The organism is Streptomyces sp. NPDC041124, assembly GCF_055592385.1.
This window is the reverse complement of the sequence record NZ_JBVIYR010000009.1, coordinates 92,590-117,190: the sequence shown is the minus strand read 5'-3', so window position 1 is coordinate 117,190 and position 24,601 is coordinate 92,590. Positions and strand designations below refer to the sequence as shown.

Below are 24,601 nucleotides of genomic sequence, written 5' to 3'. Positions count from 1 at the left end.
CGCAAAGAACGCATGAGCAATGACTGCCACTGTCGCAGGCGAAAGAGATCGTTTGTCGCTTTCGTGCACTAACTCACATTTCGGAACCGGTCAGTCGAACCGGTCGCCGGACGGGGTCCACCGGGCGCGCCGCGCACCGCCACTGTCGACGTCCCCCGGGCGAGGATCCGCCGGGCAGGGTCCGCGGGGCGAGGGTCCACGGGCAGGTCGGAATCGGTTCGTCCGCTCATGCCGCGGGGGCGTAGTGCGACGGGCGGGAAAGTCGGATGCGGATGCCGCCCGCCGCCTGTTAGCGTCCGTCGGTCCGACATTCCGCGGCAGCCCGCCGCCGGCCGAAGCAGGTGCTTGGATGCTTGTCCGCCCGCTCTCCGACGCGACCTGTTCCCCCTTCACGGCCTCAAGGAGCCCGTTCACCGATGTCGGACATCACCACGGAGCACACCGCCCCTCCCGGCGACCTCGCTAGCCGCCTCGCCCTCCCCCGGTACCCCCGAAGCGCCACGTACGACATCCGCTGGACCGTCGACAACGCGATGGGCCCGCACGCACTGTGGCTGCTGGAGTGGCTCGCCCCGGCCCTCGGCCCGGACACCCTGCGCCCCGGCGCGCGGGTGCTCGACCTGGGCTGCGGACGCGCCATGACGTCGGTCTTCCTCGCCAAGGAGTACGACGTCCAGGTCACCGCGGCCGATCTGTGGATCCGGCCGGAGGAGAACCAGCGCCGGATCGCCGAGGCGGGGGTGGCCGACCGGGTGCTGCCGGTGCACGCCGAGGCGCACGACCTGCCCTTCGGGGAGGAGAGCTTCGACGCGATCGTCTCGATCGACGCCTACCAGTACTTCGGTACCGACGATCTCTACCTGCCGACGCTGACCCGGCTGCTGAAGCCCGGCGGGCGGATCGGCGTGGTCGTCCCGGCGATCGGCGAGGAGATCGCCGGCAGTGAACCGCCGGAGCACCTGGCTCCCTTCTGGGAGCCGGCCTTCTGGTGCTTCCACTCCCCCGCCTGGTGGAGCCGCCACTGGACCCGCAGCGGGGCCGTGGAGGTCGAGACGGCCGACTGGCTGCGGGACGGCTGGCAGGAGTGGCTGCTGTGGTGCGACGCCGTGGCCGAGATGAGCACGGAGGAGTTCCACGTGCGGATGTGCCGGGAGAACGCGGACCTGCTGCGCGCGGACCGGGGCCGCACCCTGGGCTTCGCCCGCGTGGTGGGCCGCCGTACCTGACCGCGCACCGTCACTGATCCCATGACAGAGGGGACGCACCCGGCCGGATGCGTCCCCTCTCCCGTGCTGCCGGGGCCTCAGCCCTCGACGTCCAGCTTCTGAAGGATCAGCTCCTTCACGCGGGCCGCGTCGGCCTGCCCGCGCGTGGCCTTCATGACGGCGCCGACCAGCGCGCCGGCCGCGGCGACCTTGCCGCCGCGGATCTTGTCCGCGATGGCCGGGTTGCCGGCGATGGCCTCCTCCACGGCCGTGGTGAGCGCGCCCTCGTCGGACACGACCTTCAGACCGCGCTTGTCGACGACCTCGTCCGGCGTGCCCTCGCCCGCGAGGACACCCTCGATGACCTGGCGGGCCAGCTTGTCGTTGAGGTCCCCGGCGTTCACCAGCTCGGTGACCCGGGCGACCTGCGCCGGGGTGATCGCCAGTTCGTCGAGGGCCGTGCCGGACTCGTTCGCGGCGCGGGCCAGCTCACCCATCCACCACTTGCGGGCGGAGGCGGCGTCGGCACCGGCGTCGATCGTGGCGACGATGGAGTCCAGCGCACCGGCGTTGAGGATCGCCTGCATGTCGGTGCCGGAGATCCCCCACTCCTCGCGGAGCCGGTTGCGGCGCACCAGCGGCAGCTCGGGCAGCCCCGCCCGCAGCTTCTCGACCCACTCGCGCGAGGGCGCCACCGGAACCAGGTCGGGCTCGGGGAAGTACCGGTAGTCCTCGGCCTCCTCCTTGACGCGGCCCGAGGTCGTGGACCCCGTGTCCTCGTGGAAGTGCCGGGTCTCCTGGATGATCGTCCCGCCGTCGTTCAGCACGGCGGCGTGCCGCTGGATCTCGAAACGGGCGGCACGCTCCACGGACCGGAGCGAGTTGACGTTCTTCGTCTCCGAGCGCGTGCCGAACTTCTCCCGGCCGTGCGGGCGCAGCGACAGGTTCACGTCGCAGCGCATCTGGCCCATCTCCATGCGGGCCTCGGAGACGCCGAGCGCCCGGATGAGCTCGCGCAGCTCACGGACGTACGCCCGCGCGACCTCGGGGGCACGCTCGCCGGCACCGGTGATCGGCTTGGTGACGATCTCGATGAGCGGGATGCCCGCGCGGTTGTAGTCGAGCAGCGAGTGGGACGCGCCGTGGATGCGCCCGGTGGCACCGCCCACGTGCGTGGACTTCCCGGTGTCCTCCTCCATGTGGGCGCGCTCGATCTCCACGCGGAAGGTCTCGCCGTCCTCCAGCTGTACGTCGAGGTAGCCGTCGAAGGCGATCGGCTCGTCGTACTGGGAGGTCTGGAAGTTCTTCGGCATGTCCGGATAGAAGTAGTTCTTCCGGGCGAAGCGGCACCATTCGGCGATCTCGCAGTTCAGCGCGAGGCCGATCTTGATCGCGGACTCGACGCCGATCGCGTTGACGACCGGGAGGGCGCCGGGCAGGCCGAGGCAGACGGGGCAGGTCTGCGCGTTGGCGTCGGCACCCAGCTCGGTCGAGCAGCCGCAGAACATCTTGGTCTTGGTGCCGAGTTCGACATGGACCTCGAGGCCCATGACGGGGTCGTACGACGCGAGAGCGTCCTCGTACGACACCAGGTCGGTCGTGGTGGTCACGGTGAAACTTCCCTCTCAGCCCAGCAGGACGTCGTCGTCGCCCAGCCGCTTCAGCTCGCGGTAGAGGATGGCGAGGCCGGTGACGATGGCGGCGGCGGACACGGTGGCGTCGATCAGGACCAGGGTGTCCTTCTCGGCGCGGGCCGTCCTCAGCCGCTTGGCCACGCCGAGCGCGCCGAACGCCGTGGCGGCCATGGACAGGTACGTGCCGGACTTGGACTTCTTGAAGCCCTTGGCCTTGGTCAGTGCACTCACAGCGACGGAGCCTCCTCGAGCAGCGGGTGGCCCCACTTTTGCACGAAGGCGGCCTCGACGGCCGCACCCACCTTGTAGAGGCGGTCGTCCTTCATGACCGGGGCGATGATCTGGAGCCCGACCGGCAGGCCGTCCTCCGGCGCGAGGCCGCAGGGCAGCGACATGGCGGCGTTGCCCGCCAGGTTGGTCGGGATGGTGCACAGGTCGGCGAGGTACATCGCCATCGGGTCGTCGGCACGCTCGCCGATCGGGAAGGCGGTGGTGGGGGTCGTCGGGGAGACGATCACGTCGACCTGCTCGAACGCCGTGTCGAAGTCCTGCTTGATCAGCGTACGGACCTTCTGGGCGCTGCCGTAGTACGCGTCGTAGTAGCCGGAGCTGAGCGCGTAGGTGCCGAGCATGATGCGGCGCTTGACCTCGTCGCCGAAGCCTGCCTCGCGGGTCAGCGAGGTGACCTCCTCGGCGGAGTGCGAGCCGTCGTCGCCGGTCCGCAGGCCGTAGCGCAGGCCGTCGAAGCGGGCGAGGTTGGAGGAGCACTCGGAGGGCGCGATCAGGTAGTAGGCCGACAGCGCGAGGTCGAAGGACGGGCAGTCCAGTTCGACGATCTCGGCACCGAGTTCCTTCAGCAGTTCGACGGACTCGTCGAACCGCTGGATGACACCGGCCTGGTAGCCCTCGCCGCGGAACTGCTTGACGACGCCGACGCGCATGCCCTCGACGCTGCCGTTGCGGGCGGCCTCGACGACCGCGGGGACCGGCGCGTCGATGGAGGTGGAGTCCATCGGGTCGTGCCCGGCGATCACCTCGTGCAGCAGGGCCGCGTCCAGGACCGTGCGGGCGCAGGGTCCGCCCTGGTCGAGGGAGCTGGAGAAGGCGACCATGCCGTACCGGGAGACGGCGCCGTACGTCGGCTTCACGCCGACGGTGCCGGTGACGGCGGCGGGCTCGCGGATGGAACCGCCGGTGTCGGTGCCGATGGCGAGCGGCGCCTGGAAGGAGGCGAGCGCCGCGGACGAACCGCCGCCGGAGCCGCCCGGGATCCTGGTGAGGTCCCACGGGTTGCCGGTCGGCCCGTACGCGCTGTTCTCGGTGCTGGACCCCATGGCGAACTCGTCCATGTTGGTCTTGCCGAGGATGACCACGTCGGCGGCCTTGAGCCGCTTGGTGAGCGTCGCGTCGTACGGCGGGATCCAGCCCTCGAGGATCTTGGAACCGACCGTGGTCGGGATGCCCTCGGTGGTGAAGATGTCCTTGAGCGCGAGGGGGACGCCGGCCAGCGGGCCGAGCTTCTCGCCGCGCGCCCGCTTCTCGTCGACGGCCCGCGCCTGCGCCAGGGCGCCCTCACGGTCGACGTGCAGGAAGGCGTGCACCTTCTCGTCGACGGCCTCGATGCGGGCCAGGTGCGCCTCGGTGACCTCGACGGCGGTGAGCTCGCCGGAGGCGATCTTCGCGGCGGTCTCGGCGGCGGTGAGCCTGATGATGTGATCGCTCATGGCGGGTTACTCCTCCCCCAGGATCTGCGGCACCTTGAAACGCTGCTGCTCCTGGGCCGGGGCGCCGGAGAGCGCCTGCTCGGGGGTGAGCGAGGGACGGACCTCGTCCGGCCGCATGACGTTCGTCAGCGGGAGCGGGTGCGAGGTCGGCGGTACGTCTTGGTCGGCGACCTCGCTGACGCGGGCGACCGCGCCGATGATGTCGTCGAGCTGGCCTGCGAAGTGGTCGAGCTCTTCGGGCTTCAGCTCCAGACGCGCCAGCCGGGCGAGGTGGGCGACCTCCTCGCGCGTAATGCCAGGCATGCAGCGATCCTCTGGGTGAGTGTGTGTGGTTTGGGGCCAATCCTATGGGGCGGGGCGCCGTGGCCGGTAAACGGTTTGCCCGGGACCCGCTCCCGGTGTCGCGCGGCGTGGACGGCGCCGTCCGCGAAGTGACCGCCGTCACCGTGCCGCAGCCCCGACGTCACCGTGCCGCGGCCTCGCGGGCTCCGCGCTCCTGCCCCGCGGGCTCCGCGCGTCGCCTCGTGACGGCGAGAGTCCGTTCAGACCGCGAAGAGCAGTCCCGCGGCGATCAGGACGACGGCCGCGGTGGCGAAGTGGATGCCGAAGGCCACGGCCCTCGTCCCCCCGTGGCGCAGCACGAGGAGGGTGTCGCCGAGCGGCACGAGGGCCACGCAGAGCATGAACCACGCCTCGGCGCGGGCTCCGGCGAAGACCAGCAGCGCCAGGCCGACCACGCCGAACGCTCCGTCCCTGAGGCCCTTGACCGACAGATAGGCGCCCGCGTCGCCGCGCGGATCGGCCGGGACGCCGTAGCCGGCGGCGGCGGGGGCGGGCCGGAACAGGAAGCTGTACCCGAGGAACAGGCAGAACAGGTTGAGCACGACGGCCAGGGTGTACGCGAGGACGGTCACGACTCCTCCTTGCTAGCAGCGCTAGGGACGAGAGTGACGCTAGCAGAGCGTCGACAGAATGCCTAGCGTTGCTAGAATCGAGGGATGACGATCCAGACGCGCCGGGAGCGCGAACGAGCGGAGCGGGAGCGGCTGATCGTGACGGCCGCGCGGGAACTGGCCGAGGCGGAGGGCTGGGACGCGGTCACCACCCGCCGTCTGGCCGCGGAGATCGAGTACAGCCAGCCGGTCCTGTACAGCCACTTCAGGGGCAAGGACGCGATCATGGCGGCGGTCGCGGTACGGGGCTTCGAGGAACTCGCCGCCGCACTGCGGACGGCGGCAGCGGCGGCCGGGGACGCGCGCGCGAGGGTGGCGGCCGTCGGGAAGGCGTACACCGACTTCGCTCGCCGGCGGCCCGCGCTCTACGACGCGATGTTCACGCACCGGGTGGACCTGGCGTTCGCCACCCCCGAGGCTCCCGCCGCCCTTCAGGAGGGGTTCGGCGAACTGCTCAGGGCCGTCGAGCCGTTCGCGGCCGAGGGCGACGACGCCGGGCTGCTCACCGAGACGTACTGGGCGGGGCTGCACGGGCTGGTGACGCTGATGCGCAGCGGCCGGCTGCCCGAGGAAGCCCACGGACGCCGACTCGCCCTCCTGACCGCCCACTTCGCACCCCACCCCGACGCGGACTGAGCGGAGCGGCCCGAGGGCCGCCGGGCGGCGGCGTCGTCCGGCGGGCCGTCGCCCCTGGACGCCGCCTCAGGCCGACGCCCGCCGGCGGGCGCCCCATACCGGACGGGCTGTGGCCCGGCCGCCCGGCGGAGCGGACGGTGTCACTCGTCGGTGGCCGCGGCCGGCAGTGCGGCGGCGGTGCGCACCCAGCCCCGGGAGCCACGGGCCAGCAGCCAGGCCGTCGTCTCCTCGGGCGGCATCGCCGCGGCGACCAGCCAGCCCTGCACCGCGTCGCAGCGCAGGTCCCGCAGCCGCTCCCAGGTCTCGTCGTCCTCGACGCCCTCCGCCACGACGAGCAGCCCCAGCGAGTGGGCGAGATCGATCGTGCACCGCACGATCTCCGCGTCCTCGGTGTCGACGGCCAGCCGCGCCACGAACGAACGGTCGATCTTCAGCTCGCTCACCGGCAGCCGCCGCAGGTGCACCAGCGAGGAGTACCCGGTCCCGAAGTCGTCCAGGGACATCTTCACGCCGTGCCCGGTCAGCGCGTTGAGGGTGTCCGCCGCGCGCTGCGGGTCCTCCAGCAGCACGTGCTCGGTGATCTCCAGCTGGAGCGCTCCCGCCGGCACCCCGTGCCGGGCCAGCCGCGCCGCGACGGAACCGGCGAAGCCGGGGGTGTGGACGTCGCGCGGCGAGACGTTGACGGCCACCGGGACGAACAGGCCCTGGGCGCGCCACTCGGCGACCTGCCCGAGCGCGGTCTCCAGTACGTACTCGGTGAGGTGCGGCATCAGCCCGGACGACTCGGCGATCGCTATGAACTCGTCCGGCGGCACCTTGCCCCGCTCCGGATGCACCCACCGCACCAGGGCCTCCAGCCCGGACACCTGTCCGTCGAAGCGCACCTTGGGCTGGTAGTGCAGCTCCACCTCGCGGGCGTCCAGCGCCCGGCGCAGATCACCCAGCAGCCCCAGCCGGTCGGGGGTGTTGGAGTCGCGCTTGGACTCGTACGCCTCCACGCCCGTGCGGTCCCGCTTGGCCTGGTACATCGCCACGTCCGCCCGCCGCAGCAGCCCTTCCGCGTCGACCGCGTGGTCCGGGAACACGGCGACTCCCGCACTCGCCTCCAGGACGAGGGTGAGCCCGTCGAGGTCGAGGGGGGAGCTGAGGGCGGAGACGAGCCCGCGGGCGACGCGGGTGGCGGACGTCGTGGAGTCGGCGACGGGCAGTAAGACGGCGAACTCGTCACCGCCGAGCCGCGCGGCCTCCGCCCCGCGCGGCAGCGCTGCTCTCAGCCGGTCGGCGATCTGCAACAGCAGCCGGTCACCGGCGAGATGCCCGAGCGTGTCGTTGACCGACCGGAACCGGTCCAGGTCGATCAGCATGAGCGCGGAGCGCACGCCGATCCGCTCCGCGTCGTCCAGCGCGGTCCAGATGCGTTCCAGCAGCCACTGACGGTTGGGCAGCCCGGTGAGCGGATCGCGCAGCTGCTCCTCGGCCCGCGCACGGGCGATCCACAGGGTGGAGTCGAGGGCGATCAACGGGATGGAGAACAGCGGCAGCAGCACGGGCTTGGCATCGGCCACGACACACACCAGGGGCGCTATGCCGAGCAGGGCCACCGCGACCAGCCCCTGCCGGACCAGGGCGCTGCGCGCCACGGTCGGCAGCCCCGAGCGGGAGGTGTGCAGATACCACAACAGCCCCCGGGTGACCGCGAGGTAGACCGCGGCGAGCAGCACCACGCCGGGTGCGGTGTAGGGCGTCCAGGTGTCGGGCGTGGACGGCGACTCGACGGACGGCACCGAGCCGAACGCTGCCAGCACCAGCGCGCCCGCGCCGATGCCGAGCAGGTCCACCGAGCCGTGCAGCACCCCCTGCCGCCAGCGGCCCCGCCGGGCGACCCCGACCAGTACGACGACGGTGAGGCTGACCAGTACGGCCGCGATCCAGCCGTACAGCATGAGCACGGCGAGGGTGAGGGCGGCGCCGGAGCCGGTGCCGCCCCACCAGCGGGAGCGGCCCAGCATCACGAGGTGCCCGACGATGATCCCGGTGAGCACGGCCAGGGACCAGCCGACGGTGCCGGACGGGAAGAGCGCGTGTCCGGCGGTGAAGGCGCGCAGGAAGCCGGCGCCGAGCACGAAGCCGGCCGCCGCGACGACCGCGGTGGGCAACGCGGGCCAGGACGGGTGCCGTTCGGTGTCCGTCTCGGACAGTGACGCCGACAGTGACGTGGACAGCCGGGGGCCGTGCCCGGCGGCCTGCGGTCCGGCGCCGCGCCCGCCCGCGGAGCTCTCGCCGGCGCGCACCCGCGCGCCCGGCGGCCCCGCGGGCCGCCCGCCCCCACGGCCGCGCCGCCACGCGACCGCCCTGCGGCGCAGGCGCAGCCGTGAGCCCGTAGCGGCGCTCTCGGTCGGTTCCATTCCGTCCCTCTCACAGCCGGCGGTGCCCACGCCACGCGGCCCGATGCCCGACAGCCCTCAGCGGCTCCGCGGTGGAAAGTCCTTCCCCCGGCCCTTCGCGGGTGCGGGGTCTGCCCCGACCGCGACGGGGCACGGCAGGCGCACATCTCAACAGTAGGCCGCGGACGGCTTCCACGGGCCCCGGTCGCCGACGGTTGCCCGAATGCGCCCCAGCCACCCGTATGCATCTGGTATGCGCAGATCGGGTGGCCTTCAACCGCTATTCCTCGGCCGAAAGGGCGACGTCGGCCGCGGCCATCGGCCCCTGCTCGAGAAGGACGGCGAAGCCCTCTTCGTTCAGAACCGGCACCTTGAGCTGCATCGCCTTGTCATATTTTGACCCGGGATTGTCGCCCACCACGACGAACGACGTCTTCTTGGACACGGAACCGGTCACCTTCGCGCCCTGATTCTGCAGCGCCTCTTTCGCGCCATCCCGGGTGAACTCCTCCAGGGTTCCGGTCACGACGACGGTGAGTCCTTGCAGCGGACGCGGCCCCTCGTCCTCGCCTGCCCCCTCGTCCTCCATGCGGACGCCGGCCGCCTTCCACTTGCGGATGATCTCCCGGTGCCAGTCCTGCGCGAACCACTGCTTGAGGGAGGCGGCGATGGTCGGGCCGACCCCCTCGGTGCCCGCCAGCTCCTCCTCGGTGGCCTGTTCGATGCGGTCGATGGAGCGGAACTCACGGGCCAGCGCCTCCGCCGCGACCGGCCCGACATGACGGATCGACAGACTGGTCAGCACGCGGGCCAGCGGACGCTCCTTGGCCGCCGCGATGTTCGCCAGCATCGCGATCGCGTTCTTCCTGGGCTCGCCCTCCTGGTTGGCGAAGACGGTGGCGATCTTCTCCTCGCCCGTCTTCGGGTCCCGCTTGGGCAGCCCGCTGTCCTGGTCGAGGACGTACGCCTTGATGGGCAGCAGCTGCTCGACGGTGAGGTCGAAGAGGTCGCTCTCGTCCTTCAGCGGCGGGTCCTCCGGCTCCAGCGGCCTGGTCAGCGCCGCCGCGGCGACATAGCCGAAGTGCTCGATGTCCAGCGCCTTGCGCCCGGCCAGGTAGAACAGCCGCTCCCGCAACTGAGCCGGGCAGGAACGGGCGTTGGGGCAGCGCAGGTCGATGTCGCCCTCCTTCATCGGCCTGAGCGGCGTGCCGCACTCCGGGCACTCGGCGGGCATCACGAACTCCCGCTCGCTGCCGTCGCGCTTGTCGACGACCGGACCGAGGATCTCGGGGATGACGTCACCTGCCTTGCGGAGCACCACCGTGTCACCGATGAGCACACCCTTGGCCTTGACCACGTCCTGGTTGTGCAGCGTGGCGAACTCGACCTCGGACCCGGCGACCGTGACCGGCTCGACCTGCGCGTAGGGGGTGACCCTGCCCGTACGGCCCACGCCCACGCGGATGTCCACCAGCTTGGTGTTGACCTCCTCGGGCGCGTACTTGTAGGCGATGGCCCAGCGCGGGGCGCGCGAGGTGGTGCCGAGGCGGCCCTGGAGCGGGATCTCGTCGAGCTTGACGACGACGCCGTCGATCTCGTGGGCCACGGAGTGGCGGTTCTCGCCGTAGTGGGCGATGAACTCCCGTACGCCGGCGAGGTCGTCGACGACCCTGTTGTGCTCGGAGGTGGGCAGGCCCCAGGTCTTGAGCAGGTCGTATCCCTGGGAGAGGCGGGTCATGCCCTTGTAGCCCTCCAGGACGCCGATGCCGTGGACCACCATGTGCAGCGGGCGGGTGGCGGTGATCCGCGGGTCCTTCTGCCGCAGCGAACCGGCCGCCGCGTTGCGCGGGTTGGCGAAGGGCTTGTCGCCGGCCGCGACCAGCCGGGCGTTCAGCTCCTGGAACTTCTCCATCGGGAAGTAGACCTCGCCGCGGATCTCCACCAGGCCGGGCACCTTCTCGCCCGTCAGCCGGTCCGGGATCTCGGCGATGGTGCGGACGTTGGGCGTGATGTCCTCGCCGGTGCGGCCGTCGCCGCGGGTCGCCGCGCGGACCAGCCGGCCCCGCTCGTAGGTGAGGTTGACGGCGAGGCCGTCGACCTTCAGCTCGCACAGGAAGTGGAACTTCTGCTCGCCCAGCTCCTTGTGGATGCGCTCGGCCCAGGCGGCGAGGTCGTCGTCGTTGAAGGTGTTGTCGAGGGAGAGCATCCGGGAGACGTGCCGCACGGAGGTGAACTCCGTCTCGTACGCGCCCGCGACCTTCTGGGTCGGCGAGTCCGGGGTGCGCAGTTCCGGGTGCCGGTCCTCCAGCGCCTCCAGGTCGCGCAGCAGCGTGTCGAAGTCGGCGTCGCTGATGACGGGGGCGTCGTTCACGTAGTACCGGAAGCGGTGCTCCTCGATCTGCTCGGCGAGCCGGGCGTGCTGCTCCCGCGCCTCGGCGGGCACGCTCGTCGTCTCCGCTTGCTTGTCGCCGGCCACCGTGTGTCCTCCCGTTACTCTGGGTTGTCCGCGAGGGATCTCGCCGCCCTGACGCAGTGTGCGTAGGCCGCGCGCGCGTACGCGGGAGAAGCCCCCGCGAGTCCGCACGCCGGAGTGATCGTGACCGCCTCCGGGAGGAGTCCCGGCCGCAGCCCCAGCCTGCGCCAGAGCGTCCTGACACCCATGACGCTACCGCCCGGGTCGGACAACGGTCCGTCCGTGCCCGGGACGACACCGGCGAACAGCCGCATCCCGCCCTCCACCGCTTCCCCGATCGCCTCGTCGTCACGCTCGGTGAGGAGGGAGACGTCGAAGGAGACCGCCGCCGCGCCCGCCCGGCGCAGCAGGGCGAACGGGACGTCCGGTGCGCACGAGTGGACCACGACGGGGCCGCCGTCGTGAACCCCGACGACGCCGCGCAGTGTCGCCTCGACGATCTGCCGGTCCACCGCGCGGTGGGTGCGGTAGCCGCTCGCGGTGCGCACCTGTCCGCGCAGTACGGCGGTGAGGGAGGGCTCGTCGAGCTGGAGGACGGGGCGGGCGCCGGGGATGCGCCGCCGCAGTTCGTCGAGGTGGAGGCGGAGCCCTTCGGTGAGGGAGGCGGCGAGGTCGCGGCAGGCGCCGGGGTCGGAGAGGGCGGACTCGCCGTTCTTCATCTCCAGGGAGGCGGCGAGGGTCCAGGGGCCGACAACCTGGACCTTGAGCGGGCCCTGGTAGTCCTGGGTGAACTCCTCCAGCGCGTCGAGGTCCTCGCGGAGCCAGGAGCGGGCGCGTCTGGTGTCGCGGCCGGGGTGGTCGCCGATGCGCCAGCCGCTGGGTTCGACCCGGGCGTACAGCTCCACGAGCAGGCCGGCGGTGCGGCCGATCATGTCGGCGCCGGGGCCGCGGGCCGGGAGTTCGGGGAGGTGGGGGAAGTCCTCGAAGCTGCCGGTGACCGTTTTGGCGGCTTCCCGGGCGTCGCCGCCCGGGAGGGAGCCGACGCCGGTGGCGGGGCCGAAGGGGGGCTGGCTGTTTTCGCTCACGCGAGAAGCGTACGGTCGGCTTCGCGGCGGGGGGGTCTCGCCCCCGCCGCCCCTTCCCGTCCCGTCCCCCGGGGGCTGCGCCCCGGAGCCCCTTTCGGCCCCGGACGGGCCTCGTCCTCACACGCCGGACGGGCTGGGTGACCTGCCCGCCCCGGACAGGGCTGGTGACCCGGGCGGGCTGGGGGTCACCGTCCCGGTCGTACGGTCAGGTCGTTGATCTCGGCGTCCCTCGGGAGGTCCAGGGCCGTCACGATCGTCGTGGCGACCGACTCGGGGTCGATCCACCTGCCCGGGTCGTAGTCCTTGCCCTCCTGCTGGTGGACCTTGGCCTGCATGGGGCCGGCGGTGCGGCCGGGGTAGACGGAGGTGACCCTGACGCCGTTGCCGTGCTCCTCGTGGCGCAGGGAGTCGGCGAGGGCCTTCAGGCCGTGCTTGGAGGCCGCGTAGGCGGACCAGCCGGCGTGGGCGGCCAGGCCGGCGCCGGAGTTGACGAAGAGGACGTGGCCGCGGCTCACGCGGAGCTGCGGCAGGAAGTGGCGGGTCAGTTCGGCGGGCGCCACGAGGTTGACGTTGAGCTGGTGGCGCCAGGTCTTCGGGGTCAGCTCGCCGACCGGGCCGAGGTCGACCACGCCGGCGACGTGGAGGAGGGAGTCCACCTGCTCGGGGAGCGGCTGGTGGGAGAAGGCCCAGCTCAGCCGGTCGGGATCGGCGAGGTCGCCGACGAGGGTGCGGGCACCGGGGAACCGGGCCGCCAGTTCCTTCGCCCGGCCCGCGTCCCGCGCGTGCAGCACGAGGTCGTCCCCGCGCGCGTGCAGGCGGCGGGCGACGGCCGCGCCGATGCCGGAGCCCGCTCCGGTGATCACATGTGTAGCCATGCCCGCCATGCTCGCATCACCGGGCGCTCACTCCACGCCCAGGCTCTCCTCCAGGTACGCCAGCGCGCCCACCGGCTCCTCGGCGAAGAAGACCAGGTCGGTGAGGGGGCGGGGCAGGAAGCCCTCGGCGTCCATGCGGCGGAACTGCTCCTTGAGCCCGTCGTAGAACCCGGCGGTGTTCAGCAGCACCACCGGCTTCTCGGTGTGCCCGTGCTTCTTCAGTTCCAGGATCTCGGTCGCCTCGTCGAGGGTGCCGGTGCCGCCGACCATGACGACGACCGCGTCGGCCTTCTCCAGCAGCAGCCGCTTCCGCTCGGCGAGGTCCCCCGCGATCACCATCTCGTCGACGCCGTCGCGTGCCTTGGCCGCGAGGAACTCCACGGAGACGCCGCACAGCCGGCCGCCCGCCTCCTGCACCCCGTCGGCGACGACCTTCATCAGACCGGTGTCCGAGCCGCCCCAGACCAGGGTGTGCCCGCCCTTGCCGAGCAGCCGTGCGAAGTCCCGCGCGGGTCCGGTGTAGCGGTCGTCGAGGTCGGCGGCGGAGAGGAAGACGCAGATGTTCACGGCCCCACGGTACGGGCCCGGTCGGACATCACGGTCAGCCGCATCTTCGACTGCCGGTGCGGCAGCTCCTCCCAGTCGTCCATGAACCGCGCCGACAGGCCGTGTCCTGCGGCGAGCTCCGCCAGCGTCTCGGTCCGGTAGTAGAAGTCCTCGTGCAGCACCTGGTGCTCCTCGCCCTCGGTGCGGTCGAAGGTGAAGTCGAAGAACCCGCCGGGCGCCAGCACCCGGCCGACGTGCGCGAAGCACTCCTCGACGACGTGCCGGGGCGAGTGCGAGAAGACGCTGTGCGCGTGCACGACGTCGAAGTGGGCGTCGGGCAGGAAGGCGAGGGTGAGGTCGTTCGCCAGGGTCAGGTGGGGCAGCTTGGCCTGGAGTCCGTCGCGTACGAGGGTGTCCTGGGCGGCGAGCAGGATGTGCGGCGAGATGTCGATGCCGTAGTAGTGGCCGGGTGCCAGGTGGTCGATGAACAGGCGCCCCGCGCGGAGGTTGCCGCAGCCGATGTCCAGCATCCGGTGGTGGGGCCGCAGACCGTGCCCGACCAGGTAGTCGAACTGCATCCGGCCGATGCGCGCCCACTGCTCGCGCGAGGGGTTGTGGCCGACGGCGGCCTCGGCGCTGCGGGCGGCGTCGGAGGCCATGACCGCGCGGTAGTAGGCGATGTGGTCGCGGTGGAGCAGCCGCAGCCAGGCGTCCCGCAGGGCGCGGCGCGCGTGGGCGGGGACGCGCCGCGGGTGGCCCAGGGCGTAGCGGGCCCGGTGGGTGAGACTTCCCCGGTTCCTGCCGGTGTTCCTGGCTCCCATGGGACCTCCTCGGGAAGAACTCCGCTCCAGCGTGCGCTGTCATCTCCGAGTCGGCTACTCGTGAGGAGCGATCGTGACCAAGGGCCACCGCATCACCGTCGAGCCCAGTGACCGGCACGTGCGCGTCGTGCGCGACGGGCAGGTGCTGGCGGAGAGCGACCGGGCGCTGGTGCTGCACGAGACGGGCTGTCCCGCCCGCTACTACATCCCGCCGGAGGACGTACGGCTCGATCTGCTGACGCCGTCCGCGACCCACACGCACTGCCCGTTCAAGGGCACCGCCTCGTACTGGTCCCTGCCGGACGCCGCGGACCTGGTGTGGGCGTACCCGGAGCCGAAGGCGGACGTCGCGGAGATCAGGGACCACCTGTGCTTCTACGACGTGGAGGTCGGCTGACGGCGTCGCTCGCGTAGAAGGGTTGCGCTCGGCGGACGCGCCGCCCGCCTCCCCGACGAACTCCGCGCCGTGCGGCAGTCTGTCGAGACATGGACGAGAACATCTCTTCGCGCGACGGCACCTCGCTGGCCTACGAGAGCGCCGGCCGGGGTTCCACGATCGTCCTCGTCAGCGGTGCGATGTCGACGGGGGCCACGGTGGCGCCGCTGGCGGCTCCCCTGTCGGAGCGGTTCCGGGTGGTCGTGTACGACCGCCGGGGCCGGGGCGCGAGCGGTGACACGGCGCCGTACGCGGTGGAGCGGGAGGTCGAGGACCTGGCGGCGTTGATCGAGGCGGTGGGCGGTGAGGCGGCCCTGTACGGCGTGTCCTCGGGGGGTGCGCTGGCGCTCCGGGCGGCGGCGAGCGGGCTGGCGGTACGTCAGGTCGCGGTGTACGAGACGCCGTTCGCGATGTCGGCGGAGGATCGGGAGGAACGCGCCCGGTACACCGAGGAGTTGACGGCGGCGCTCGCGGAGGGGCGGCGCGGGGACGCGGTGGAGCTCTTCCTGCGGCTGACCGGGCTCGGTGAAGCGGTCATCGAGGGTGCCCGGCAGTCCCCGATGTGGGCCGCGATGGAGTCGATGGCGCCGAGCCTGGCGTACGACGACGCCGTGATGGGCGACGGGAGCGTGCCGCGCGAGATGCTGGCGGGGATCGGGGTGCCGGTGCTGTCGATCGCGGGGGACGCGAGTCCGGCGTGGATGCGCGAGGCCGCGCGGGCGATCGCGGAGTCGGTCCCCCGGGGCGCGTACCGCGCCCTGGGGGGACAGACCCACATGGTGGAACCGGACGTCCTGGCGCCGGTGCTGGCGGAGTTCTTCAAGGGGTGAGGCCCGCCAGGGGGCGGTCGGGGACCGGGTCGTGCCGGACGCGGTCGGCGGGCAGCCCGAGTACGGAGAGGTGCCGGGTCACCGCGGTGACCATGGCGGGCGGGCCGCTGACGTACGCGACGTGCCCGGTGAAGTCGCCGTGCCGGGCGACCGCCGCGCCCACGGGGCCGTGCTCGCAGCGGCCGGAGCCGTCCTCGGTGACCCGGACCACCCGCAGCCAGGGGCAGCGGTTCTCCAGTCGGACGAGCGCCGGCTCGTCGTACAGGTCGTCAGCGGTACGGGCGCCGAGGAACAGGTGCGCGGAGCGGCCCGGGACGCGGCGCGCGGCCAGGTCCTCGAGCAGCGCCCTGGCGGTGGCCCAGCCGGTGCCGCCGGCCACGATCAGCACGTCCCGGGCGGGGTCGTCGTCCAGGGTCGTGGTGCCCTGGGCCGGTCCCAGCAGCAGGGTGTCGCCGGGGCCGGTGCCGGTCACCAGGGCGTCGCTCACACCGCCGGGGCCGGTGCGCCGGATGTGGAACTCCAGTTCGCCGTCGGTCCCCGGCCGGCCGGCCGGGGTGTACGGGCGCCAGGTGTGCGGGAGCAGCGGACTCTGCAGCCGCACGTACTGACCGGGCAGACAGGGGTACGGCTCGGACGGGCGGAGGCGGAGAACGGCGAGGTCCGGGCGGAGGCGCTGGTGGTGGGTCACCGTGCCGCTCCAGTAGGCCGGTTCGCCCAGCGCGTCGTTCGCGCCCCGCACCATGGCCGCGGCGGCGAACCGCACCATGCGCAGCCACGCGCCCGTGACGTCGCCGCCGAGCCGTCCTCCGGCCTGCCGCCGGAGCGCCTCCTGGAGCGACTCCCCGAACACCTCGTAGTGCACCGGGAGCACACCGAGTTTGCGGTGGTCGCGGCCGAGGCGGGTGAAGACGGCGGTCACCTCGTCGGGATGGTCCAGGTTCTCGATCAGGTACCGGAAGGCCCGCTCCAGGTGGGCCATCTGGAACTCCATCGACGCGGGGAACAGCTGCCGCAGGTACGGGTGCCGCTCGAACATGGCGTCGTAGAGGTGCTCGATGAGCGCGCCGAAGGGCGTGACCTGCGCCAGGTTCCGGACGATCGCCTCCTGGTCGGCGGGCCCGGTGGGGACGGCCGGGAGGCCGGCCGGCACGGGGACCGGGGAGGCGTGTGCCGGCGCGTGCCCGGCGGGGGCGCGCAGCCGGTCACGCAGGCGCATGGCCTCCTGCCGGGCGAGCAGACCGTGGTAGTCGGTGGTCACGCGCCCACCCGCCGCACGCTCCGGGCGGGGCACACCGGGGAGCCGGCACGCACCGGGCGGACGGCTGGGGCGGGGACGGCTGTGCGGGGCATCGCGGCGTTTCCTGTCGGCTCTGTGTCAGGGTGCGCGCGCTCCGGCCCGGTGCACGGTGGCCGTGCGCAGGCCAGAGGGCGCGTCCGCAGCACATCACGGCGAGGGGCGGGCGGGGCGCCGCCGGAGGTCCCCCGGCCTGGGGCCGGAGGTCCCTGCCGCAGAGGGCCGTTCGGCCGCACGGAGGCCGGACCGCGTCAGACCGCCGTGGCCGCTCCGGTGGCCCGCACCGTGGACGCGATGGTCGCCGAGCCGACCACACGGGTGCCGTCGTACAGCACGATCGCCTGGCCGGGGGCGACGCCGCGGACGGGCTGGCTGAAGGACACCCGGAGTTCCCCGTCGACGAGTTCCGCCGTCACCCCGGTCTCGCCGCCGTGGGCGCGCAGCTGGGCGGTGTAGGTGCCGGGGCCGGTGGGGGCGGCGCCGCACCAGCGGGGCTTGATCGCGGTCAGGGCGGTGACGTCGAGGGCCGCCGCGGGGCCGACGGTGACCGTGTTGTCGACCGGGGAGATGTCGAGGACGTAGCGGGGCTTGCCGTCGGGGGCGGGGGTGCCGATGCGCAGGCCCTTGCGCTGGCCGATGGTGAAGCCGTAGGCGCCCTCGTGGGTGCCGACCTTGGCGCCGGACTCGTCGACGATGTCCCCCTCGGCCTTGCCGAGGCGGCCGGCGAGGAAGCCCTGGGTGTCGCCGTCGGCGATGAAGCAGATGTCGTGCGAGTCGGGCTTCTTGGCGACGGCGAGTCCGCGCCGCTCGGCCTCCGCGCGGATCTCCTCCTTGGTGGTGACCGTGTCACCGAGGGGGAACATGGCGTGGGCGAGCTGGCGGTCGTCGAGCACGCCGAGGACGTAGCTCTGGTCCTTGGCCATGTCGGAGGCGCGGTGCAGCTCGCGCGTGCCGTCCTCGCGCAGGATCACCTGGGCGTAGTGGCCGGTGCACACGGCGTCGAAGCCGAGCGCGAGCGCCTTGTCCAGCAGCGCGGCGAACTTGATCTTCTCGTTGCAGCGCAGGCACGGGTTCGGGGTGCGGCCGGCCTCGTACTCGGCGACGAAGTCCTCGACGACGTCCTCGCGGAAGCGGTCGGCGAGGTCCCACACGTAGAACGGGATGCCGATGACGTCGGCGGCGCGGCGTGCGTCGCGCGAGTCCTCGATGGTGCAACAGCCCCGCGCGCCGGTACGGAACGACTGGGGGTTCGCGGAGAGCGCGAGGTGGACTCCGGTCACGTCGTGGCCCGCCTCGGCCGCGCGGGCGGCGGCGACGGCGGAGTCGACTCCGCCGGACATGGCGGCCAGGACGCGGAGGGGGCGGGGGCGCTGCGGGATGTCAGTCATAGCCCTTCAAGGGTACGGGGCGCGGGAACCAGGGCGGCCGGGTATCCGTTCACGCTCACATGGGGGAGAACAAGACTTCCGGGGACACGGACCGGCGCATCGGGCGGCGGGCCCTGATCGTGGGCGGGGCCGCGGCCGCGGCCGGCACGGCGGTGCTGGCCCGTGACGAGCTGGCGCGGCTGTGGTGGCGCGTGCCCGGCGTCGAGAAGCCGCGCGAGCCGGGCGCGGTCGACTTCACGGGCGCCCGCTGGGTGGCGGCCTCGGACGCGAACTGGCGGCGGGCCGACCGGCCGGACGACTTCGGCATCGACATGGTGATCGTCCATGTCACCCAGGGCAGCTTCGACAGCGCGGTGCGGGCGTTCCAGGACCCGGGACACAAGGCGGCGACGCACTACATCGTGGGCCAGGACGGCCGGGTCACGCAGATGATCCGCGAGCTGGACGTGGCGTACCACGCGGGCAACCGCGACTACAACGAGCGCAGCATCGGCATCGAGCACGAGGGCTTCGTGGACCGCCCCGGGGACCTCACGGACGAGATGTACGAGGCGTCGGCCCGTCTGACGGCCCGCATATGCGCCCGCTATGACATCCCCGTGGACCGGGAGCACATCATCGGCCACGTCGAGGTCCCCGGCACCGACCACACCGACCCGGGACCGCACTGGGACTGGAACCGCTACCTCACACTCGTCCGCGCGGCCCGCACCACACAGGCGACACCGGACGCCAAAGCACTGTCCTAGGGGCGGAGGGGCGAAAGGACCCCTTACATCAGCCCCGCGGCCCGAGCCCTCTCCACCGCCGGCCCGATGGCCTTCGCCAGCGCCTCGACGTCCGCCTCCGTCGAGGTGTGCCCCAGCGAGAAGCGCAGTGTCCCGCGGGCGAGATCGGGGTCCACCCCGGTGGCCAGCAGGACATGGCTGGGCTGGGCCACTCCGGCGGTGCAGGCGGAACCGGTCGAGCACTCGATGCCCTGGGCGTCGAGCAGCAGCAGCAGCGAGTCCCCCTCGCACCCGGGGAAGGTGAAGTGGGCGTTGGCCGGCAGGCGGCCGTCCGGGGCGGGATCGCCGCCGAGGACCGCGTCGGGGACGGCCTCGCGGACCGCGGCGACCAGGTCGTCCCGCAGCCGCCCGATCTCGCGGGCGAACCACTCCCGCTGTTCGGCGGCGAGCCGTCCGGCGACCGCGAAGGAGGCGACGGCGGGGACGTCGAGGGTGCCGGAGCGGACATGGCGCTCCTGGCCGCCGCCGTGCAGGACGGGCACGGGCGTGTGCTCACGTCCCAGGACCAGCGCGCCGATGCCGTACGGGCCGCCGATCTTGTGGCCGGAGACGGTCATCGCGGCGAGCCCGGACGCGGCGAAGTCGACCGGGACCTGACCGAAGGCCTGGACCGCGTCGGAGTGCAGAGGCACCCCGGACTCGGCGGCCACCTCGGCGAGTTCGCGGACCGGCAGGACGGTCCCGATCTCGTTGTTGGCCCACATGACGGTGGCCAGGGCGACGTCGTCGGGGTTGCGGGCGATGGCCTGGCGCAGGGTGTCCGGGTGGACCCGCCCGTGGGAGTCGACCGGAAGGTACTCGACGGTGGCGCCCTCGTGCTCGCCGAGCCAGTGGACGGCGTCGAGGACGGCATGGTGCTCGACGGGGCTGGCCAGAACCCGGGTGCGAGCCGGATCGGCGTCGCGGCGGGACCAGTACAGGCCCTTCACCGCGAGGTTGTCGGCCTCCGTGCCGCCCGAGGTGAAGACGATCTCGCTGGGGCGGGCGCCCAGCGCTTCGGCGAGGGTCTCGCGGGCCTCCTCGACGGTGCGCCGGGCCCGGCGTCCGGCCGCGTGGAGGGAGGAGGCGTTGCCGGTGACGCCCAGGTGCGCGGCGAGCGCCTCGACTGCCTCGGGAAGCATCGGGGTGGTCGCGGCGTGGTCGAGGTAAGCCATGGTGGGGCCGATTCTACGGGGCCGGGCGCACCGGGCCCGGGTCGCCGCCGGCCGGATCGCGGCGCCGGCTCACAAACTCCACGACATCGTGCCGTCCGCCTGCATGAACGCCACGAGGACGAGGAGGTCGGCGACGCCGAGCCCCAGGCCGAGGAGGGCACGGCCGCGCCGGTGCGTGCCCCGCCGCAGGGCCAGGGCCGCCAGCACGATGGCGGTCGGGCCGAGGAAGACGTTGAGGACGAGCAGGCCCAGCAGGCCCAGGACGAAGGACGCGACGGCCATTGCGTCGGTGTCGTGGATTCCGGTGCGGCGGCCGGCCGGTGCGGTGAGGTGCATGGTGATCGGCTCCCACTCTCGGGTTTCGGGTCTCGGGTCGGTCGGGGTGCTCGGGGCCGGTGTCCGGGCGGGTCAGCGTGCCGGGGTGCCGCGGCGGCGGCCGTGGCGCTCGCGCAGGGCGAAGACGCCCAGCCAGACGGCGATGACGGCACCGGCGGTGACGGAGAAGGTCAGCGGCGCGTGGGCCACGGCGCCCAGGGCGACGCCCAGCAGCAGAAGCGCGGCGACGAGGAACAGCATGAGTGGATCCCCCACGTTCGGTGAACGCTTGTAGGTACAGTTGTTCACTGAGTTCCCAGCCTAGCCGGACTTCTCACTTCCCCATTCCGGAGAACAGTTGTTAACTGGATGGCATGAGTCACCTCTCCGGCGTCCGGCAGGCCCAGAAACAGAAGACCCGGCAGGCACTGCTCGACGCGGCGCTGGAGTTGCTGGAGGGGCAGAGCCTGAGCAGCCTGGGGCTGCGCGAGGTCACCCGGGCCGTGGGCATCGCCCCGACCGCCTTCTACCGGCACTTCCGGTCGGTCGAGGACCTGGGGGTGGCCCTGGTCGAGGAGGCGCTGGGCAGTCTGCACCCGATGATCCGGACCATCGTGTCCACGACGGGGGACGGGGAGGAACGCATCGCGCGGGCCGTCGAGCTGATCGCCGGTCATGTGGACGCGCATCCGGCGCACGTGCGGTTCATCGCCCGCGAGCGGCACGGCGGGGTGCGGGTGGTGCGGGAGGCGATACGGGGGCAGCTCGCGCTGTTCACCGCGGAGGTCGGGGAGGCGTTGGCCTCGGACGCGGTGTCCGCGGGGTGGGGGGAGGAGGATCTGCTGATGCTGGCGCAGGTCTATGTGGATCAGATGCTGATGACCGCGTCGCTGTTGCTGGAGGCGGCGGGGGGTGGGGCCGGGGAGCGGGAGCGCGAGCGGGTGGCGCGGGTGGCTGCGCGGCGGTTGCGGCTGATCAGTGTCGGGCGGGCGCACTGGCTGGATCGGGCGGGTGGGAGTGGGTGAGCCGGTTGTCCGCCCCCGCCGCCCCTTCCCGTCCCGTCCCTGGGGCTGCGCCCCAGACCCCCTTTCGGCCCTGAACGGGCCTCGTCCTCAAACGCCGGACGGGCTGGGAGGGCGAGGCCTCGCCCACAAGGGCCGGACCGGCCGGGAGGGCGAGGCCTTCTCCACAAGGGCCGGACCGGCCGGGAGGGCGAGGCCTCGTCCGTAAGGGCGGGACCGGCCCGGAGGGCGAGGCCTCGTCCACAAGGGCCGGACCGACCGGGAGGGCGAGGCCTCTTCTGCCGGGCCGGCTGGAGTGGGTCAGGGCAGGCGGACCCTGGCCAGTTGGCGGGACTGGGCGACCAGGCGGTCGTCGGTGTCCCACACTTCGGCGTCCTCCTCCAGGAATCCGCCGGCGAGGTTGCGGGTGCTGATGGCGACGCGTAGGGGGCCCGGGGCGGGGCGGCAGCGGACGTGGACGGTGAGTTCGACCGTGGGGACCCAGCCGGTCAGGCCCAGCTCGAAGGCGGTCGGCGGCAGGGCGTCCACCGCGAGCAGCAGGGCGAGCGGGTCGGGATCCCGGCCGTCGGAGAGGCCGAACCAGGCTCGCATCTCCCCCTTGCCGGAGGGCTGCCCGAGCGCCCAGCCCAGGGTCGACGGGTCGAGCTTGAGCATCAGCCGGTCGGCGATGGCGGAACTGCCGTCGACGGGCGCGGGCCCGTCCTCGGGGCCGAAGCACTGCCCCATCGGCGGTATCGCGGGCGGCTCGGCCGCCGTGCGGACGTCGTCGGGGAGGGAGTCCAGGTCGCCGTAGGAGGCGAGGACGCGGATGCGCTCCACCTCGTTGCCCCGCTCGTCGAACTGGAACAGGGACGCCTGCCCCGTCGACAGGGTCCGCCCGGTGCGCACGGTCTCGGTGCGGACGACCGCCGGGCCCGGCTGGGAGGCGGTCAGATAGTGCGCGGAGACGGTGAACGGGTCGGAGTGCGGCAGGGCGTCCGCCAGGGCACGGCCCAGCACGGCCAGCAGGTAGCCGCCGTTGACGGCGTTGATGATCGTCCAGCCGGCGGAGAGGTCGATGTCGTAGACGCCGGGCGACCGCCGGGTGAGAGCGGTGTCGCGGTCGAACTCACTGGCGCCGATCGTGGCCCGGGTGGCGTCGGTGGCCTGGGCGAGGGCTGCTTCTGGCATGGATGAACAGTACAAGAAGAGGATACTAAGCGGTAGCTTTGCGAGAAGGGGCCGGCGACCGCGTGAACCCGGTGCACGGTTTCGCCCTCTATCGGGACATGAGCCTCACCGGGACCCCGTTCCTCTGCACCCTGGCCGTCCTGGCCGTCGTCGCCCTCGGTCTGCCGCTCCTGCTGTGGACCCGGGTGCGCGGGCCCCGCGCCGTGCGGGCCGTCACCCGGGTGGCCATGCTGCTGTTCGCCCAGCTCACGGCGGTCACCCTGGTGTTCACCCTGGTCAACAACTCCAACCAGCTCTACGACAGCTGGTCCGACCTGCTGGGCACCGGCGACCACGTGGAGCACGCCGCGGACCTCGGCGCCGACGGCACCGGCGGGGTGGTGCTGGAGCGGCTGCCCAAGGTCCGCCAGACGTTCCGGCCCGCGGCCGGACCGGGCATGCGGGCGGCGGGCGGGGTCCGCGTCACCAGGATGACGGGCCGGGTCTCCGGGGTGAGGGCCGAGGTGTACGTCTGGCTGCCGCCGCAGTACGACGATCCCGCCTGGGCCGACCACGAGTTCCCGGTGGTGGAGCTGCTGCAGGGCTACCCGGGTTCGGCGAAGGCCTGGTTCGGCACGCTGGACGCGCACGAGCAGCTGATGCCGCTGATGCGGGACGGCCGCATCGCCCCCTTCGTGCTGGTGGCACCGCGCACCGCTCTGGTCCCCGGTGCCGACACGGGATGCGCCAACCTTCCCGGCCGGGTGAACGCGGAGAGCTGGCTCGGCGTCGACGTACCGCGCATGGTGATCGACAACTTCCGTGTGCAGGACGCCCCGCGGGGGTGGTCGGTCGCCGGGTACTCGGCCGGCGGGCACTGCGCGACCCGGCTCGCCGTCGCGCACCCCGACCGCTACAGCGCGGCCGTCAGCCTGTCCGGCTACAACGACCCGGCCGTCGAACGCGCCTCCCTCACCGGACGCGATCCGGTCCTGCGCGCCGCGCACGATCCGCTCCGCATGCTGCGCGAGGCGGCGACACCGCCCCGGATCTCGCTCTATCTCTCCGGCCAGGAGAAGGACGGCTACGAGGACGCGATGGCGCTCGGACGGGCCGCAAGGACGCCGACGAACGTGCAGGTGGTGAAGCTGCCGCGGAGCGCAGGCGGACACACGATGGCGCTGTGGCGGCCACAGGTGATCCCCGCCTTCCGCTGGCTGACCGAGGAACTGGGCGGTCACCGCACGGCGGGCGGGACTACTCCTCCTCCCGGACCGTCGAGCGGCGGTGCCACGCACGGGGCGCCCGCCAGTGGTAGCGCATCGCCAGCAGCCGCAGCACGAAGGCCGTGACCACGGCGAAGGAGCTGGTCATCGCGTTCAGCACGTCGTAGCGGATGCACAGCGCGACCATGGTGGCGCCGACGATGGCCGGAACGGCGTACAGGTCGCGGTCCCAGCGCAGCAGCGAGGGCACCTCGTTGGCGAGCACGTCCCGCAGGACGCCGCCGCCGACCGCGGTCGCCAGGCCCAGACAGGCGGAGGCCGTCAGGCCGAGCCCGTAGTCGTAGGCCTTGGTGGTGCCGACGACGCAGAAGAGGCCGAGCCCGGCCGCGTCGAAGACGTTGACGGCGACCTGGATGCGCTCCACGTGCGGGTGGAGGAAGATCACCAAGGCTGCGGCGAACAGCGGGGTGACGAAGTAGCCCAGGTCCGTGAACGCGGCGGGCGGTACCGCGCCGATGACCAGGTCGCGGAAGAGTCCTCCGCCCAGTGCGGTCACCTCGGCGAGTACGGCGATGCCGAAGACGTCGAAGTTCTTGCGCACGGCCAGCAGGGCACCGGAGATCGCGAAGACGAAGATGCCCATCAGGTCGAGCACATGCAGGACGGACGGACTGAACAGTTGCTGCAGCACCCGTACATTCTCACTCAGCAAGCACCCCTCGC

Annotated in this window: 25 protein-coding genes; 7 read left to right on the top strand and 18 right to left on the bottom strand. The window is 72.6% G+C overall.

Annotated features, from left to right (window positions below; all coding sequences use genetic code 11):
• The first annotated feature begins 416 nt into the window (after window positions 1-416).
• Window positions 417-1,226 carry an SAM-dependent methyltransferase gene (locus ACZ6A9_RS24190; protein ID WP_468988853.1) on the top strand — a complete coding sequence of 270 codons (810 nt, stop codon included), beginning with the start codon at window positions 417-419 and terminating at the stop codon, window positions 1,224-1,226.
• 77 nt (window positions 1,227-1,303) lie between these two features.
• Here the strand turns inward: ACZ6A9_RS24190 and gatB are convergent, their stop codons facing one another.
• The 5 genes from gatB to ACZ6A9_RS24165 all read right to left on the bottom strand — a co-directional run bounded on the left by gatB (window position 1,304) and on the right by ACZ6A9_RS24165 (window position 5,477).
• A complete protein-coding gene (gene gatB, locus ACZ6A9_RS24185; protein WP_468988850.1) occupies window positions 1,304-2,815 on the bottom strand; it encodes an Asp-tRNA(Asn)/Glu-tRNA(Gln) amidotransferase subunit GatB in 1,512 nt (503 codons plus the stop codon).
• Between the two features lie 15 nt (window positions 2,816-2,830).
• On the bottom strand, window positions 2,831-3,070 hold the full coding sequence (locus tag ACZ6A9_RS24180; protein WP_228967225.1) for a hypothetical protein: 240 nt from the start codon (window positions 3,068-3,070) through the stop codon (window positions 2,831-2,833).
• Entirely contained in the window at window positions 3,067-4,563 is a 1,497-nt protein-coding gene (gene gatA / locus ACZ6A9_RS24175) for an Asp-tRNA(Asn)/Glu-tRNA(Gln) amidotransferase subunit GatA (protein ID WP_468988848.1), read from the bottom strand. Before gatA ends, ACZ6A9_RS24180 begins: the two co-directional genes overlap by 4 nt.
• Before the next feature lie 6 nt (window positions 4,564-4,569).
• Window positions 4,570-4,866 carry an Asp-tRNA(Asn)/Glu-tRNA(Gln) amidotransferase subunit GatC gene (gatC, locus tag ACZ6A9_RS24170; RefSeq protein ID WP_004925108.1) on the bottom strand — a complete coding sequence of 99 codons (297 nt, stop codon included), beginning with the start codon at window positions 4,864-4,866 and terminating at the stop codon, window positions 4,570-4,572.
• Window positions 4,867-5,105: 239 nt separating this feature from the next.
• Window positions 5,106-5,477 carry a DUF4267 domain-containing protein gene (locus ACZ6A9_RS24165; RefSeq protein ID WP_468988846.1) on the bottom strand — a complete coding sequence of 124 codons (372 nt, stop codon included), beginning with the start codon at window positions 5,475-5,477 and terminating at the stop codon, window positions 5,106-5,108.
• Window positions 5,478-5,561: 84 nt separating this feature from the next.
• On the opposite strand from ACZ6A9_RS24165, the gene ACZ6A9_RS24160 reads away from it, so the two are divergent.
• On the top strand, window positions 5,562-6,152 hold the full coding sequence (locus tag ACZ6A9_RS24160; RefSeq protein ID WP_468988844.1) for a TetR/AcrR family transcriptional regulator: 591 nt from the start codon (window positions 5,562-5,564) through the stop codon (window positions 6,150-6,152).
• A gap of 140 nt (window positions 6,153-6,292) precedes the next feature.
• Here ACZ6A9_RS24160 and ACZ6A9_RS24155 read toward each other — a convergent pair whose 3' ends face one another.
• The 6 genes from ACZ6A9_RS24155 to ACZ6A9_RS24130 all read right to left on the bottom strand — a co-directional run bounded on the left by ACZ6A9_RS24155 (window position 6,293) and on the right by ACZ6A9_RS24130 (window position 14,276).
• Window positions 6,293-8,557, bottom strand: a complete 2,265-nt coding sequence (locus ACZ6A9_RS24155) for a putative bifunctional diguanylate cyclase/phosphodiesterase (protein WP_468988842.1) — start codon at window positions 8,555-8,557, stop codon at window positions 6,293-6,295.
• A gap of 259 nt (window positions 8,558-8,816) precedes the next feature.
• The gene (ligA, locus tag ACZ6A9_RS24150; RefSeq protein ID WP_468988840.1) at window positions 8,817-11,012 is read right to left on the bottom strand and encodes an NAD-dependent DNA ligase LigA; all 2,196 of its coding nucleotides are present in this window, start codon (window positions 11,010-11,012) and stop codon (window positions 8,817-8,819) included.
• 14 nt (window positions 11,013-11,026) lie between these two features.
• Entirely contained in the window at window positions 11,027-12,034 is a 1,008-nt protein-coding gene (locus ACZ6A9_RS24145; RefSeq protein WP_468988838.1) for a methionine synthase, read from the bottom strand.
• Window positions 12,035-12,219: 185 nt separating this feature from the next.
• Window positions 12,220-12,918 carry an SDR family oxidoreductase gene (locus ACZ6A9_RS24140; protein WP_468988835.1) on the bottom strand — a complete coding sequence of 233 codons (699 nt, stop codon included), beginning with the start codon at window positions 12,916-12,918 and terminating at the stop codon, window positions 12,220-12,222.
• Between the two features lie 18 nt (window positions 12,919-12,936).
• Window positions 12,937-13,476, bottom strand: a complete 540-nt coding sequence (locus ACZ6A9_RS24135) for an LOG family protein (protein WP_468988832.1) — start codon at window positions 13,474-13,476, stop codon at window positions 12,937-12,939.
• Complete coding sequence (locus ACZ6A9_RS24130) at window positions 13,473-14,276, bottom strand: class I SAM-dependent methyltransferase (RefSeq protein ID WP_468988830.1); 804 nt, start codon at window positions 14,274-14,276, stop codon at window positions 13,473-13,475. Before ACZ6A9_RS24130 ends, ACZ6A9_RS24135 begins: the two co-directional genes overlap by 4 nt.
• Window positions 14,277-14,349: 73 nt before the next feature.
• Between ACZ6A9_RS24130 and ACZ6A9_RS24125 the strand changes: the two genes are divergently transcribed.
• Both ACZ6A9_RS24125 and ACZ6A9_RS24120 read left to right on the top strand, forming a co-directional pair.
• Window positions 14,350-14,673: a DUF427 domain-containing protein gene (locus ACZ6A9_RS24125; protein ID WP_468988827.1), complete on the top strand. Its 324-nt coding sequence runs from the start codon at window positions 14,350-14,352 to the stop codon at window positions 14,671-14,673.
• Window positions 14,674-14,762: 89 nt separating this feature from the next.
• A complete protein-coding gene (locus ACZ6A9_RS24120; RefSeq protein ID WP_468988825.1) occupies window positions 14,763-15,542 on the top strand; it encodes an alpha/beta fold hydrolase in 780 nt (259 codons plus the stop codon).
• Here ACZ6A9_RS24120 and ACZ6A9_RS24115 read toward each other — a convergent pair.
• On the bottom strand, window positions 15,532-16,800 hold the full coding sequence (locus tag ACZ6A9_RS24115; RefSeq protein ID WP_468988822.1) for a globin domain-containing protein: 1,269 nt from the start codon (window positions 16,798-16,800) through the stop codon (window positions 15,532-15,534). The two genes, ACZ6A9_RS24120 and ACZ6A9_RS24115, sit on opposite strands and share 11 nt — an antisense overlap.
• Window positions 16,801-17,087: 287 nt before the next feature.
• A complete protein-coding gene (gene mnmA, locus ACZ6A9_RS24110) occupies window positions 17,088-18,224 on the bottom strand; it encodes a tRNA 2-thiouridine(34) synthase MnmA (RefSeq protein WP_468988820.1) in 1,137 nt (378 codons plus the stop codon).
• A gap of 59 nt (window positions 18,225-18,283) precedes the next feature.
• Between mnmA and ACZ6A9_RS24105 the strand changes: the two genes are divergently transcribed.
• Entirely contained in the window at window positions 18,284-18,973 is a 690-nt protein-coding gene (locus ACZ6A9_RS24105; protein ID WP_468988817.1) for an N-acetylmuramoyl-L-alanine amidase, read from the top strand.
• 23 nt (window positions 18,974-18,996) lie between these two features.
• On the opposite strand, the gene ACZ6A9_RS24100 is transcribed toward ACZ6A9_RS24105, so the two are convergent.
• From ACZ6A9_RS24100 to ACZ6A9_RS24090, 3 genes are all read right to left on the bottom strand, one after another.
• The gene (locus ACZ6A9_RS24100) at window positions 18,997-20,166 is read right to left on the bottom strand and encodes a cysteine desulfurase family protein (protein ID WP_468988814.1); all 1,170 of its coding nucleotides are present in this window, start codon (window positions 20,164-20,166) and stop codon (window positions 18,997-18,999) included.
• A gap of 69 nt (window positions 20,167-20,235) precedes the next feature.
• Window positions 20,236-20,502, bottom strand: coding sequence for a DUF4190 domain-containing protein (locus ACZ6A9_RS24095; RefSeq protein WP_468988812.1), 267 nt, complete (start codon window positions 20,500-20,502; stop codon window positions 20,236-20,238).
• Between the two features lie 72 nt (window positions 20,503-20,574).
• Window positions 20,575-20,742 (bottom strand): hypothetical protein, encoded by a 168-nt coding sequence (locus tag ACZ6A9_RS24090; protein WP_468988810.1) that lies wholly within the window; start codon window positions 20,740-20,742, stop codon window positions 20,575-20,577.
• Window positions 20,743-20,855: 113 nt separating this feature from the next.
• On the opposite strand from ACZ6A9_RS24090, the gene ACZ6A9_RS24085 reads away from it, so the two are divergent.
• Entirely contained in the window at window positions 20,856-21,506 is a 651-nt protein-coding gene (locus tag ACZ6A9_RS24085) for a TetR family transcriptional regulator (protein WP_468988808.1), read from the top strand.
• Window positions 21,507-21,803: 297 nt separating this feature from the next.
• Here ACZ6A9_RS24085 and ACZ6A9_RS24080 read toward each other — a convergent pair whose 3' ends face one another.
• Window positions 21,804-22,673 (bottom strand): thioesterase family protein, encoded by an 870-nt coding sequence (locus tag ACZ6A9_RS24080; protein ID WP_468988805.1) that lies wholly within the window; start codon window positions 22,671-22,673, stop codon window positions 21,804-21,806.
• A 98-nt stretch (window positions 22,674-22,771) separates the two neighbouring features.
• Here ACZ6A9_RS24080 and ACZ6A9_RS24075 point away from each other — a divergent pair, with 98 nt between their 5' ends.
• Window positions 22,772-24,004, top strand: coding sequence for an alpha/beta hydrolase (locus tag ACZ6A9_RS24075; RefSeq protein WP_468989299.1), 1,233 nt, complete (start codon window positions 22,772-22,774; stop codon window positions 24,002-24,004).
• Here ACZ6A9_RS24075 and ACZ6A9_RS24070 read toward each other — a convergent pair.
• On the bottom strand, window positions 23,910-24,569 hold the full coding sequence (locus tag ACZ6A9_RS24070) for a trimeric intracellular cation channel family protein (protein WP_468988803.1): 660 nt from the start codon (window positions 24,567-24,569) through the stop codon (window positions 23,910-23,912). The two genes, ACZ6A9_RS24075 and ACZ6A9_RS24070, sit on opposite strands and share 95 nt — an antisense overlap.
• Window positions 24,570-24,601 lie beyond the last annotated feature (32 nt).